At 48.3% G+C, this 12,961-nt stretch carries 11 protein-coding genes; all 11 read right to left on the bottom strand.

Going from position 1 to position 12,961, the window contains the following annotated elements; all coding sequences use genetic code 11:
* Window positions 1-7 precede the first annotated feature (7 nt).
* The 11 genes from ruvA to dut all read right to left on the bottom strand — a co-directional run bounded on the left by ruvA (window position 8) and on the right by dut (window position 12,932).
* Window positions 8-598 carry a Holliday junction branch migration protein RuvA gene (ruvA, locus tag E1919_RS18940; RefSeq protein WP_162054983.1) on the bottom strand — a complete coding sequence of 197 codons (591 nt, stop codon included), beginning with the start codon at window positions 596-598 and terminating at the stop codon, window positions 8-10.
* On the bottom strand, window positions 599-2,872 hold the full coding sequence (locus tag E1919_RS18935; RefSeq protein WP_202915940.1) for an NADP-dependent malic enzyme: 2,274 nt from the start codon (window positions 2,870-2,872) through the stop codon (window positions 599-601).
* Between the two features lie 260 nt (window positions 2,873-3,132).
* Window positions 3,133-4,707 (bottom strand): lytic transglycosylase domain-containing protein, encoded by a 1,575-nt coding sequence (locus E1919_RS18930; protein ID WP_162054982.1) that lies wholly within the window; start codon window positions 4,705-4,707, stop codon window positions 3,133-3,135.
* 10 nt (window positions 4,708-4,717) lie between these two features.
* Entirely contained in the window at window positions 4,718-6,154 is a 1,437-nt protein-coding gene (gatA, locus tag E1919_RS18925; RefSeq protein ID WP_162054981.1) for an Asp-tRNA(Asn)/Glu-tRNA(Gln) amidotransferase subunit GatA, read from the bottom strand.
* Window positions 6,151-6,369 carry a Sec-independent protein translocase subunit TatA/TatB gene (locus tag E1919_RS18920; protein WP_162054980.1) on the bottom strand — a complete coding sequence of 73 codons (219 nt, stop codon included), beginning with the start codon at window positions 6,367-6,369 and terminating at the stop codon, window positions 6,151-6,153. Before E1919_RS18920 ends, gatA begins: the two co-directional genes overlap by 4 nt.
* A 26-nt stretch (window positions 6,370-6,395) precedes the next feature.
* The gene (locus E1919_RS18915; protein ID WP_162054979.1) at window positions 6,396-6,614 is read right to left on the bottom strand and encodes a Sec-independent protein translocase subunit TatA/TatB; all 219 of its coding nucleotides are present in this window, start codon (window positions 6,612-6,614) and stop codon (window positions 6,396-6,398) included.
* Between the two features lie 895 nt (window positions 6,615-7,509).
* Entirely contained in the window at window positions 7,510-8,748 is a 1,239-nt protein-coding gene (locus tag E1919_RS18910) for a murein hydrolase activator EnvC family protein (protein WP_162054978.1), read from the bottom strand.
* Window positions 8,749-8,823: 75 nt separating this feature from the next.
* Entirely contained in the window at window positions 8,824-9,576 is a 753-nt protein-coding gene (locus tag E1919_RS18905) for a lipoprotein insertase outer membrane protein LolB1 (protein ID WP_162054977.1), read from the bottom strand.
* Window positions 9,569-11,326, bottom strand: a complete 1,758-nt coding sequence (locus E1919_RS18900) for a tetratricopeptide repeat protein (protein WP_162054976.1) — start codon at window positions 11,324-11,326, stop codon at window positions 9,569-9,571. Before E1919_RS18900 ends, E1919_RS18905 begins: the two co-directional genes overlap by 8 nt.
* Before the next feature lie 6 nt (window positions 11,327-11,332).
* Window positions 11,333-12,340: a sugar phosphate nucleotidyltransferase gene (locus E1919_RS18895; protein WP_162054975.1), complete on the bottom strand. Its 1,008-nt coding sequence runs from the start codon at window positions 12,338-12,340 to the stop codon at window positions 11,333-11,335.
* 142 nt (window positions 12,341-12,482) lie between these two features.
* Window positions 12,483-12,932, bottom strand: coding sequence for a dUTP diphosphatase (dut, locus tag E1919_RS18890; protein WP_162055001.1), 450 nt, complete (start codon window positions 12,930-12,932; stop codon window positions 12,483-12,485).
* Window positions 12,933-12,961: the final 29 nt, after the last annotated feature.

Genomic DNA, 12,961 nt, shown 5'->3' with positions numbered 1-12,961 from the left:
TATGCTCTTATGAAGACTTCAACGCAAACTTAATCAACTCCTCTACGCTCAGGTTCCCGCCTTCGCGTTTAACGATAGCGTCAAGTGTTTTCTCAGCCACGTTCTTCGCAAATCCTAAGGTTACTAATGCAGATAACGCTTCGGATCGGTTCATATTGTGTGTCGCAGCAGGCACACCAGCATCCGATATCATGGCCTCTTTCCTGACTTTATCTTTTAGCTCCAGGATGATGCGTTGCGCTGTTTTGGCCCCAATCCCCTTCACCTGCTGAATGGTGCGCACATCCTCTCTCGCGATGGCCTGCTGCACTTCCTCCACTGACAAAGAAGACAGAATCATGAGCCCCGTATTGGGGCCCACGCCTGAAATAGATATCAAAAGCAGAAACAGTTCTTTTTCGGCTGCCGTGGTAAAACCAAAGAGCGTGTGTGCATCTTCCTTTATGTGCAGGTGCGTATGCAGCTTACAGCGCTCACTGGCTGGCAGCGAAGAGTATGTGTTCAGCGAAACTTTTATCTGGTAACCTACGCCCCCTACATCTATAATGACATAAGTCGGGTCTTTGTGCGTTAGTTTGCCATCAATATAGGCTATCATCTATAGGTGTTGGTTTTTATAGTTCTGGGCATCTACTACAGCGATAGACACGATATTCACGATTTCGCGGATGGAGGAGCCTAGTTGTAAAATATGCACTGGTTTGCGCATACCCATCAATACCGGGCCAATTACCTCAGCGCCCCCAATCTCCTGCAGCACTTTGTAGGCAATGTTGCCGGAAGCCAGATCGGGGAATACCAGGGTGTTGGCACCTTGCTCGGCCAGTTCGCTGAACGGATATTGCTCGCGGAGCAGGTTGCGGTTTAGGGCCGTATTCGCTTGCATCTCGCCGTCTATCAGAAGCTCAGGGTAGCGTTGCTTTGCCTTTCGTACAGCCTCCGCTGCTTTGTCTGGCACGTCCCCGCGTACTGACCCAAAGTTAGAGTAAGACAGCATGGCCACGCGCGGCTCTGTGTCGAAGAACTTAACGGTACGGGCTGTTAGACCAATAATGTCAACCAGTTCGTCAGCAGTTGGGTTCAGGTTTACAGTGGTATCCGCAAAGAAGAAAGGCTCCCGCTGGCTTAGGATAATGTACATCCCCGCTACCTTGTTTACACCTTCTTCCACACCTACTACCTGCAGCGCCGGTAGAATAGTCTTAGAGTAATCGCGGGTAAGTCCGGAGATGAGGGCATCTGCCTCTCCGTTGTTCAGCATCATACTACCAAAATAGTTGCGGTCGCGCATCAGGCGCTTGGCATCGAATAGGGTCACGCCTTTGCGCTGGCGCTTCTCGAAGAGCAATTGGCCATATTCCTCCCGCCTGGCATCTTCCTGGTAGGTATCCATGATGGTGACCCCTTGCAGGTCCATCTTATGTTCTGCAATAATGGCCTCTATGGTTTCGCGATTACCCAGCAGGATTGGCTTGGCTATACGCTGCTCTTTTACAATTTGGGCCGCCTTCAGGATCTTGTAGTTGTCCGCTTCCGTGAACACAACGGTCTTCGGGTCTTTCTTCGCCTGGTTTATGATACGGGTCATCAGCTTCTGATCGATGCCGATGCGTTCCTTTAACTCCTGCTCATAGGCTTCCCAGTCGGTGATAGGATGCTTGGCCACACCGCTTTCCATGGCTGCTTTCGCCACTGCCGGTGAGATGGTGGTAATCAGGCGTGTATCCAGGGGTTTTGGAATAAGGTAAGTGCGGCCGAAGTTGATAGTGGTGTCGCTGTATGCTTTCAGGACCACATCAGGCACGGGCTCTTTAGCTAAATTAGCCAGTGCATGTACAGCGGCCAACTTCATTGCCTCGTTTATCTCTGTGGCACGCACATCGAGGGCTCCTCTGAAAATGTAAGGGAAGCCCAACACGTTGTTTACCTGGTTAGGATGGTCGGAGCGGCCTGTGGCCATAATCAAATCATCGCGCGTAGACATAGCTACGTCATAGGGAATCTCGGGGTCCGGGTTTGCAAGGGCGAAGATAATCGGATCAGCGGCCATGGTTTTCACCAATTCTGGTGCCAGCACGTTGCCTGCCGAAAGGCCCACAAACACATCTGCGCCTACCAAGGCTTCCGCGAGGGTTCTTATGTTGCGCGTGGTTACAAACTGCGCCTTATATATGTCTAAATCGTTTCGCTCGGGGTGTACAACTCCCTCAATATCTAGCATCACGATATTATCCATCTTCAGGCCGAGGGATACATAGAGCTTGGCACAGGCAATGGCGGCGGCTCCGGCTCCGTTCATCACCACCTTTATCTCCTCTATTTTTTTTCCTGTTAGTTCCAGGGCATTCAGGAGGGCTGCTGCAGATATGATGGCAGTGCCATGCTGGTCATCGTGCATGAGCGGGATGTTCATCTGCTCTTTCAGGGCCACCTCAATCTTAAAGCTCTCCGGCGCCTTTATGTCTTCTAAGTTTATTCCTCCAAATGTTGGTTCCAGTGATTTTACGATTCGGATAAACTCATCCGGATCGGTGCTGTCTATCTCTATGTCAAATACATCGATGCCCGCAAACTTCTTGAAGAGTACGCCTTTGCCTTCCATTACCGGCTTAGACGCATCAGGGCCGATATTCCCCAATCCTAATACAGCCGTTCCGTTTGAGATGACCCCAACGAGGTTGCCCTTGGCTGTATACTTATACACATTCTCTTTATCTGCATGAATTTCTTTACACGGTTCCGCAACGCCAGGGGAGTAAGCCAAGGCCAAATCGTGCTGGGTACTCAGCATTTTGGTTGGTACCACCTCGATTTTCCCGGGCTTGCCGTCCATGTGATAGTTAAGTGCGTCCTCTCTGTTTACTTTAATCATAGATGCGTTTGTTGTTTGTATTACAGGTTTCCTGCTTTGGCAGAACGGCTTTGGCTCTTATTTGTATGAATGTAATTAAAGTCCAATTTTGAAAGAATTAGCTGATTGTCCAGGTTAAGCTTTCAAAGATAAGGAGTGCAATAGTTTATAGTGCAGAATTTAACAATTTTTTAGTACAAATTACAATACCTTAACCTACTGATAAACAAAAAGCACCCTCTTCTGCAGAAGGTGCTCTTTTTTAAAGGTAGCTGGAGGTTTTAGCTCAGGATCAGCTTCTGGCCAGGCTTCAAGTTGTCAGATTTCAGTTTGTTCAGCTTCTTGATTTGCTCAATGCTGATGCCGTCATACTTGCGGGAGATATTCCAGAGGGTATCGCCTGGTTGCACATGGTGAATCACCTGCTCTGCCTGCACGCTTTCTTTTACCTGTTTGGCAGTTGCTTTGGCGGCTGGCTGCACTTCCTCGTTAGAGGCAAGCAAAACGGGTTCTTCTACTGCGGTAGCCTGCTTGTATATAATCAGTTTCTGGTCTGGCTTAATGCTGCTGCCCTTTAGGTCGTTCCACTCTTTTAGCTGTGCAATAGTCACCTGGTGGCGCAAGGCAATCTGCGTCAGGTTATCGCCACGTTGTACTATGTACGTTGATTTTTTATCAGCTGCAGTTACAGCCACAGCCGGTTCTTCTTTATCTTCTGTTTTATCGGCAGCCTTCTCTGTTTTCTTCTCTGCAGGCTTCTCCTTTTTGGCAGAGGCCAGTAAAACAGGTGCTTCTGTAGCGGCCTCGTTTCTCCTGACTGGCTCATGTACAGGGGCAGCGGCTAGCATGATACAGCTTTTGTCTTCCACAGAGGCCAGTAAGGGAGCGCGTTCTGCCGGAATGCGAAGTTTGTAGTTGCGCAGATGCTTTGGTATAGTCGTGCCCTTCACTTCAGGGTTCAGGGCCATCAGTTGTGCCGGAGTTATATGCAGTTCAGCAGCGAGTCTGTTCAAATCCAGTTCCTGTGTTACTTCCAGGTAGGCTACCTGTGGCTGGTATAGAATGGAGTCAGAGAAAATATTATGGTCTCCGGCATGATGCATGGTATAGATGACGGCCGTCATGGATGGAATGTAGCCGCGGGTTTCTTTTGGGAGGTACGGGAATATTTCCCAGAATGTCTTTTTGCCGCCACCAGCTTTGCGGATGGCTTTGTTCACGTTGCCGGGGCCGCAGTTGTAAGCTGCCATGGCCAATTCCCAGTCGCCGTAGGTGTTGTGGAGGCGGCGCAGGAACTTTAACGCTGCTTCGGTAGACTTCTCCGGGTCCAGGCGCTCATCAACATACTCATTGAATTTTAAGCCAAAGTCGCCGGCTGTCGGTTTCATAAACTGCCACAGGCCAGCTGCTCCTACTGGCGAGAGTGCCTTTGGGTTAAGCCCTGATTCCACGATGGAAAGGTACTTTAGCTCCATCGGCATGTTATGCTTTTTGAGATACTTCTCATACATCGGGAAGTACACGTTCTCGCGCGTGAGCATGGTGCGGGAATACTTCCTGTTCCGGATGGTAAAGTAGTCAATAAAATTCCTTACATAATTGTTAAACTCAAGCGGAATCTCTGTCTCAATGCAGCTCAGCCTGTCTGCAATCAGGTCGCTAGGCACATTGGGAACATACTCTACCAGCAGGGCCTCCTCTTCAGGGGAGAGGGCAGTTTTTACTTTGGTTCTTAGTGAGTCGTCTGCCGTAAAAGGCGTTTCAAGCAAACGGCCGTGGCCGATAGCAGGGGTGTTGTTTCCCCATACGCTACAGACCACAGCCGTGAGCAGTGTAAAGAATTTTGTGTAGGTCATGGCATTTTATCTATGCTTCAACGGTTATCTTGTCCATGATATAATTCGAGAAAGCCAGCAGCTGCGGCTCTTCGAATGAGCGGGTCATTAACTGTAACCCTATGGACAGGCCGTTAGCATCGCGGCCAGCCGGAATAGAAATAGCTGGTACGCCTGCGAGTGAGGCCTGAACTGTAAAGATATCGGCCAGGTACATGGCCAACGGATTTTCTATATTCTCCCCAATTTTAAAGGCAGTTGTAGGAGCTGTAGGCAAGATAAGAAAATCATATTCCTGAAGCAACTCGTCCGTCTTCTCTTTAATTAGTCGTCTCACTTTCTGCGCCTTGGTGTAGTAGGCATCATAATAGTCGGCACTTAGTACAAAAGTACCCAGCATGATGCGGCGCTGCACTTCATGCCCAAAGCCTTCGGCCCGGGTTTTCTTATACAGTGAGGTCAGGTCCGTCACGTTTCCAGAACGGAAGCCATACTTCACACCGTCGTAGCGTCCCAGGTTAGAGCTGGCTTCGGCAGTGGTGAGGATGTAGTACGTAGGCACAATGTAGTCGAGGTAAGGGAACTCTACCGCCTCTACCTGGTGGCCATCGTCCTTGAGCATTTCTTTTACACCCAGTATAGCCTCTTTCACTTCCGCATCCAGGCCTTCGTTTTCGAAGCAGTCGCGGATGTAGCCGATTTTATATTTTTTGTCTGTAGAAAGTAACTCGCTGTAAGCAGGCACCTCGCGCTCGCTGGCGGTACTATCCATACCGTCTTTGCCTGCTACTACCTCCAGCAACAATGCTGCATCGGATACACTCTTCGTTATAAACCCAATCTGGTCGAAAGAAGAGGCGTAGGCGATAAGGCCATAGCGTGAAATACGGGAATAGGTAGGTTTAAAACCGACAACACCGCAGAAAGCAGCAGGCTGGCGCACAGAACCACCGGTATCTGAACCAATAGAGACAAGGCACAGGTCAGCCTGTACTGCCACAGCCGAACCACCTGAAGAACCGCCTGGTACACGGGAGGTGTCGTCGGCGTTGAGCACATTGCCAAAGGCGGATGACTCATTAGAGGCACCCATGGCAAACTCATCGCAGTTCTGGCGGCCAATGATGATGGCATCTTCCTGAAGGAGGCGTTCTACAGCCGAAGCGGTGTAAAGTGACTTGAAGCCGTCCAGGATTTTGCTGGAAGCTTGCAGACTGTGCCCCTTGTAGGCAAGAACATCTTTAATGCCGATGATCATTCCAGCCAGTTTTCCGGCTGTGCCATTGGCAATTTTGTGATCTACGATGTCTGCCTGCGTGATTGCTTCCTGCTCAAATACCTCCAGAAAGGCATTCAGTTCAGCTTTCTCTTTGATGTTCTGTAGATAGTGTTCTACCAGGTTCCGGCACGTAATCTGCCCATTGGCGATATCCGTGCGGATGTCGTGTAGCGAGTTATACTGTCTCAATCTATTTTTGACTTAGGTTCGTCTTTGATGGATTGTTCAAGTTCGTTTTTGATTTCGTTTGTCGCATCTTTAAACTCCCGCATGCCGCGCCCAACAGAACGTGCTATATTTGGAATTTTATCAGCGCCAAACAGTAAAAGCACTGCCATCATGACGACAAGCATTTCTCCTCCTCCAAGGTCCCCCAGGAAAAGGAATACAGTACTAAAGTACATACAGCTAATGAAAGCTTATAGGTGGATTACTTAGTAGTAGTGTGGCTGTCGTCTTTTACTGAGCTCTCAATGTCGTTCTTGATCTCCTTTGTAGCGTCTTTGAACTCACGGATGCCGCGGCCCATACCTCTGGCTAGTTCAGGAATACGCTTAGCACCGAAAAGAAGCAGGATAACGAAGAGGATTAAGAAAATTTCTGTGCCTCCGAGACCTCCAATAAACAAAAGTGTGTTGGTAATTTCCATCTTTTAAATGTTTAAATGATTGCTACAAAATTAGATCTAATATTTTAATTAAACCCATAACAGCTTAGATAAGTTTAATACTGCTCTTAAACGCTGTAAATAATATGGTTATTGCCTGTTATTCAGCAACCTATGATTAATAAAGTTATGGCTGGCTGCCAGTTCCTGCCGCCTCAGGAATAGCATGCTTGTCTGTACTGCTCCCCAGGGCTTGCTGCTCTTGATGATTCTGAAGCAGTAAGACGATAGGAACAACTTCCTATATACAACAGCAGACGAATGACACAGGTAAGGTAAAATATAATTCGCTTAAATACCAACAGTTTGGGCAGACTATTGGATTTGGCAACACACAATTAAGAGATAAAGCGTCCCTGTGTCGCTTTTGGGCGGACGTATTAGGGTAAAGAGGCACTAAAATATCCGCTTCAGAAGCAACTTACCAATGTTTTCATTTGTTTTTAAAATAAAAGAGAGGATTAGCAAAACTTTTCAATTAAATATAAGTATATATATAAATAAATTTAAAGATACTTCTGGTTAATGCATTACAGTTGCATTTGTAACCATATCGTTGTAAATTTGATTTTGATTTTGATGCAGGCGTTCAGAAGCTTGCTTTCATATAAAGTATTAAGTTTGTTTTCATAGCTTGGAAAGGCACCCTACACTGTGGGGTGTTTTTTTATTTATGGCCCTGCTGATGTGGCGCATCTTTCATGCTCTTCATAGAGGTATCCAAGGCTACTGAAGCAGGCAAAGTCATAAATCACTGAGAGGTAAGGCTCTAACGTGTTATCACGATAAAGCCGGTGCCTCAGGATGTGTTTCGTAAGCTACACACATCCTGAGGCACCGGCTTTCCTGTTGAACCGGGACCACCGGTTGTGCTCTTTTACTGCAAGCGGGCAATCCAGGTCTCCGGGTTCAGGTTCTGCTGGTTCTTCCAGACCTGAAACTGAAGCGCAGTGGTGCCGTCGCTATCGGTGTAGACCGTGCCAATTACATCTTTTAGCTTAACTGTCTGGCCAGGCTTCACGGTAACCGTTTTCAGCTTCGCATACACGGTAAAGTAGTCACCATGCTGCACCATCACAATGTTGTTCATACCCGGCACGGAAGCTACAGTGAGCACCGTACCTTCAAAAATAGCGCGTGCGCTGGCTCCCTGAGTGGTCTGTATATCAACACCGTGGTTTTCTACCACAACTCCTTTTAGTACCGGATGGTTGTGGCGGCCGAATTTCTGGGAAACAAAGCCCCGCTCCACAGGCCAGGCCAGGCGGCCCTTGTTACCTGCAAAAGAAGAGGAGATAAGAGCCAGTTCCGGTGTGAGGGTAACCTTGCCGGCACCGGCGCTGGATGCTTTACCTGCCGCACGGGCGGCTCGCGCGGCGCGGGCAATTTCCTCGCGTACAATGTCGGCAATCAGTTTATCTAGTTTCTTGACAGATTCCTGGCGGCTCGCCACTTCCTGTTTCAGGTTTGATTCCTGTTTGCTGAGGTTGGTGATAACACTGTCCTGCTGCTGGCGCAAGGTTAGCAGGTTCTTGTTTTCTGACAGTTGCTTATTCAGCAGGTTTTGCTTTTGCTGCTTCTTCGACTCCAGTATCGCTAACTGACCGGAGAGAACAGTCTGCACCTTGCTTATCTGCTCTACTTGTTTTTTGCGGGCTTCTGAGTACTGCTGAAGGTAGCGCATGCGCCGCACCAATTGATTAAAGTTATCGGAGGCAAACAGGAACATGAGCTTGTTATAGCTGTTTGCTGTTTTGGAGGCAGCGTACACCATGGTGGCATATTCCGCTTTTAACCTGTCGAGGTCGTTCTGGAGTGCCCCTACAATGCCCTCCGTCTCCTGTACATCAGACTCAATAAAGTGTATTTCGCGGGAGATGTTGCTGATAACACCTTTCTGAACCGTTATTTTTTCTTTGATGGCATTTAGCTGACCAATAGAAGCCTCCTTCTGCTTCTTGGTCTGCTGCAGAATGCGGTTTGCTTCTTTTATACGGCTAAGATTTTCTTTCTTCTCTTTTTCCAACTGGGCCTTGCTTTTCTTTTTCTGGGCCTGGGTAGCCAGGGGCAGGGAAAGCAATAGCAGGAAAAAAGTGAGTCTGTAAAGGGCGTTCATCACAAGGGTGGTTCTTCTACTCTGAGTTTACAAATATGGCAAAACTATAAGTGAAGAACCAACAGCCTCAGATATTTAATTGACAGGCGGGCGCTTATAATCAGACGGTACACTGAACGGGAAAGAGAGCGCCTCGTCAGAGACCGCTACACGACTGTAGTTGATTTTAAAGTCAGACACCTCACCTTTCTGAAGTACCTGCGCTGCCAGTGCGTGTGCAAAGGGCTCCTGCCCTATATCCTCAAAGCTGCTATACAGCACAGTGATGGTGTTGCCTGTGTTTTGGTCCTGTACATTCAGCTGTTGCAGTTTACTGTTCAGGCGGCCAATAAAGTAGTCGAACAGCAAGTTCTCACGCATCTGCTGCACATGCTGCAGTTCGCCCTCATCCATGGCTTTCTCTGTACCCTGCTGCTCGTAATTGCCCAGCAGGATGGCCTGCAGTATCTCAAAGTTTACATCCACCTGAAACCTGTTGCGAAGAAAGGAATAGTCGGTGGCCACATACTCCTTTTGCAGGCGGTTCATCAGGTATACGGAGTCCTGTGTCAGCATCATGCGGGCTGCCTCAATGCCAAGTCCCGGCTGCACTGATACCCATATCACGCTGTCCTTCTTCATCCGGATGGAAACGCCTGATGATAGGTTCTCTTTTTTGCTGTTCAGCGAAAGCTGGCCTTTAGAGCTGAAGTAATCAAAATCAAAATTGTTAACGGATACTGTGCCTATGGTTTCTGTAGTGGCAGAGGCAGTGGTGGGCGCTGTTTCTCTTTTGCAGCCTGCCAGCAGGAAAACTACTGCCAGGCAGAGCAAAATGTGTTTACTCATACAGCTTTCTGTCTTTTATTTTTTTATCAATAAAGGCTGAGGCTTCGCCTTTTAGCTTGGCTTTCTGCCATTGGCTGACAGCTTCTTCTTTTTTTCCCAGCTTGAACAACACATCACCGTAATGCTCTACAATGGTGGCATCGTCTGAAATGGCTACCGCCTGCTCCAGGTATTTACGTGCTTCCGTATACTTGCCGCTTTTGTACAGCACCCAGGCATAGGTATCCAGGTAAGTAGGGTTAGTAGGATGCTGCTTTACAAGGCGCTCTGCCATTTCCATGGCTTTCTGCATGTTCTGGTTGCGCAGCGACAGGAAATAGCTGTAGTTGTTTAGTACGTGCTCATTGTCTTTGTCCTGCGCCAGTACTGCTTCGTATGCCTTGTCCGCTTTTTCATACTCTTTCAGCGAATTGTAGCCATCGCCCAGTTGCATATTAAACTGTACCAGCAACTCCGGTTCGCCAGCTGAAAGGCGCTTGCCGTGCTCCAGCGATTTTACAGCCCTGTCATAGTTTTTCGCAATCAGGTGGCCGGTTCCGTTATAGAACCAGAATACTGCCTGGTTTGGAAAAAGCTCTAACGCCTGCTCAGAGTGTTTCACCATGGCACTCGCCTCTGAGAGCTCTGCGTCCAGCAGCACAATCTGCTGCCAGATCTTGAAATGAGAATCATCCAGCTTTACAGCCTGAAGGTAGTTATTGCGCGCGTCCTCTTTCTTGCCTACAATTGTTTGCAAATCGCCTGCTACAGCATAAGCTTTGGCTTCGTCAGGGTGTTTTTCGATGGTCAGGTCAACAAGCTCCAGCGCTACATCTTTCACTTCAGGGTTAGGTAGCTGGCGTATGAAGTCAACCAAGATGCGCACTTTGGTATCGATGTCTAATTCCGCGCTGCTAAATGCCTCTTTTACCTGCTTCTCAGCTTCCGCTTTATTGCCTTTCTGGCGATTCAGGTCCGAGAGCATAAGATGGGCAAAGGGGTTATTCGGCTCTATGCGCAGCGCCTTGTCCAGCACCTGGATAGCATCGTCCGGCTTCTTGGAAGCGTTCAGAAGCTCAGCTTGGGCCAAAAAGTAACGTACTTCCGTTGGGTTGGTTGCTAATAGTTTCTCACCTTCCAGAATCGCCTTTGGCATATTCTTCTGGCGCAGGTATATCTGCTGGCGGTTTACGAGGAGCTGCTCCATCTCACCAAATTCATCTTCAATGCGCTCATACGTTTTCAGAGCATCCTCAAAACGGGACTGCGACAAATAGAGATCGGCCAGGTTAAAAAGGTACTCTTCTGAGTTGGGCACATTGCGCAGCAGGTCGTTGAAAGCCTGGGCAGCTTCGGTATACTGCTTTTTTTCTGTGTGCAGCTGCGCTACCAGGAGGTAGTAGTAGGCGTTCTGCTTTTCAAGGACTACTGCTGCCTTTGCAAAAGGCATTGCCGACTCTGAGTCTTTAAGGTGCAGGTATGTTTCGCCTATCTTATAATTTAAAGCGGCGTTGTCGGGGGTAACGGTGTAGGCTTTTTGAAAAAGCTGGAGGGCTTGTTGATAGTCCTCCAGCATATAATATTTCATTCCATCCAGAAACAGTGCCTCGCTTATTTGCCTGTCGCGCGCTGATGGCTCCTGCTTTTGCGGGGCAGTGGCCGTGTCGGTTGCAGAACGGGCTCTCTTTTTCGAAGACTGAGCGTTGCTTTCACCTGATGCAACGAAGGCCAGGCAGCACGTGGCAAGTATTACGTTTCTGAATGTTTTCATAAATATCTACTCTGTAAGCGTATTAAAGTCGCCGAGGCTGAGGTCAGTCGGGCGCCCTTCATACACAACAAAGTTGCCTAACATAGAGTTTGCAACATTGCCATTTTTTAGGGCGGTGTCTTGCTGAATAATAGAGTTGCTCACCACCGAGTTGTATACGCTTGTGTTATTTCCGATTGAAACGTGCGGGCCAATTACCGAATTGGTAATGCTAACGTTTTCACCAATGTATACAGGAGGGATAATTACTGCGTTCTCCAGCTTCGCCGATGAGGCCACCAGGCCTTCCTCGTCCTTTATATACTCTAAATAGCGTTGATTAGTATACACAGTTGCGTTTTTATTTCCGCAATCGAGCCATTCAGAGATAACAGCTGGAATAAAGGTGGTTCCTTTGTTCTTCATATTCTCTAATGCGTTGGTTAACTGGAACTCACCTTTGTCTTTGATGTTATTATCCAGCAGGTACTGCAGCTCGCTGCGCAGGTACTCTCCGTCGCGGAAATAGTAGATGCCGATGATGGCCAAATCGGAAACGAAGTGCTCTGGCTTCTCCACAAAATCAGTGATCTCGTTCTGCTCGTTCAGCTTTATCACGCCAAAAGGACGCGGGTCTTCCACACGCTGTACCCAGATGGTACCATCGGCGTTTGTGTCGAGCTGGAAATCGGCTTTAAAAAGCGTATCTGCAAAGGCTACCACTACTTTGCCTTCCAGAGAAGCTTGTGCACACAGGATGGCATGGGCTGTACCCAAAGCTTCCTCCTGGTAATAGATGCTGCCTTTGGCACCAACGGCGGCAGCGATTTTTTTCAGGTCCTGCTCTACCTGGTCACCAAAGTGGCCAATAATGAAAGCAACCTCTTCAATTGGCTCCTCGCATACTTTTGCAATGTCCTCTACAAGGCGCTGCACTATAGGCTTGCCTGCAATTGGAATAAGTGGTTTTGGAACAGTTAAGGTGTGAGGGCGCATGCGCTTGCCCATTCCCGCCATCGGTATGATTATCCTCATAGTTTTTTGATTGGTTTAAGCTACAGGAGCATCTGCTGCTGCAGCAATTTTACATTTATTTTAATAATTGGGGTGATTTACTGTTATAATAGTAGTGAACACTTTTTATTAATAACGAAAAAAAGCGCGGAGGTTACAAAAATTATTTGGTTCCGGTGCTGCCGTAGCCGCCTGCACCGCGTTCTGTGTCAGTCAGTGCTTCCGCCTCACGCCATGCTATGCGTTCATACCGGGCTACTACCATCTGCGCAATGCGCTCACCATCCTCTACCACAAACTCCTGATCAGACAGGTTTACCAGCAGTACCTTTACCTCGCCCCGGTAATCGGCATCAATAGTACCCGGACTATTAACGATAGAAATACCGTGTTTGAAAGCCAGGCCGCTGCGCGGGCGAATCTGCGCCTCGTGCCCCTCCGGCAACTCAATAAACAAACCCGTCGGGATAAGTGCGCGCTGCAGTGGCTTCAACGTAACCGGCGCTTCGAGGTTTGCCCGCAGGTCCATGCCTGCCGAATGCTGCGTTTGGTAGGAGGGAAGTGAGTGTTTGGATTGGTTAATGACGTTAACCAGCAAGTTCTTGTTGTTCATCATCTCTAAATATAATACGCATGAAATAT

This window comes from Pontibacter pamirensis, from assembly GCF_010015475.1.
Lineage (GTDB): Bacteria > Bacteroidota > Bacteroidia > Cytophagales > Hymenobacteraceae > Pontibacter > Pontibacter pamirensis.
The sequence above is the reverse complement of the archived record's forward strand: the minus strand, read 5'-3'. Positions and strand labels throughout refer to the sequence as shown.

What these genes read in the sequence shown, in the direction of transcription:
- ruvA (WP_162054983.1), bottom strand. Translation starts at nt 598, where the DNA reads ATGATAGCCTATATTGATGGCAAACTAACGCACAAAGACCCGACTTAT.
- E1919_RS18935 (WP_202915940.1), bottom strand. Translation starts at nt 2,872, where the DNA reads ATGATTAAAGTAAACAGAGAGGACGCACTTAACTATCACATGGACGGC.
- E1919_RS18930 (WP_162054982.1), bottom strand. Translation starts at nt 4,707, where the DNA reads ATGACCTACACAAAATTCTTTACACTGCTCACGGCTGTGGTCTGTAGC.
- E1919_RS18920 (WP_162054980.1), bottom strand. Translation starts at nt 6,369, where the DNA reads ATGTACTTTAGTACTGTATTCCTTTTCCTGGGGGACCTTGGAGGAGGA.
- E1919_RS18915 (WP_162054979.1), bottom strand. Translation starts at nt 6,614, where the DNA reads ATGGAAATTACCAACACACTTTTGTTTATTGGAGGTCTCGGAGGCACA.
- E1919_RS18910 (WP_162054978.1), bottom strand. Translation starts at nt 8,748, where the DNA reads ATGAACGCCCTTTACAGACTCACTTTTTTCCTGCTATTGCTTTCCCTG.
- E1919_RS18905 (WP_162054977.1), bottom strand. Translation starts at nt 9,576, where the DNA reads ATGAGTAAACACATTTTGCTCTGCCTGGCAGTAGTTTTCCTGCTGGCA.
- E1919_RS18900 (WP_162054976.1), bottom strand. Translation starts at nt 11,326, where the DNA reads ATGAAAACATTCAGAAACGTAATACTTGCCACGTGCTGCCTGGCCTTC.
- E1919_RS18895 (WP_162054975.1), bottom strand. Translation starts at nt 12,340, where the DNA reads ATGAGGATAATCATACCGATGGCGGGAATGGGCAAGCGCATGCGCCCT.
- dut (WP_162055001.1), bottom strand. Translation starts at nt 12,932, where the DNA reads ATGAACAACAAGAACTTGCTGGTTAACGTCATTAACCAATCCAAACAC.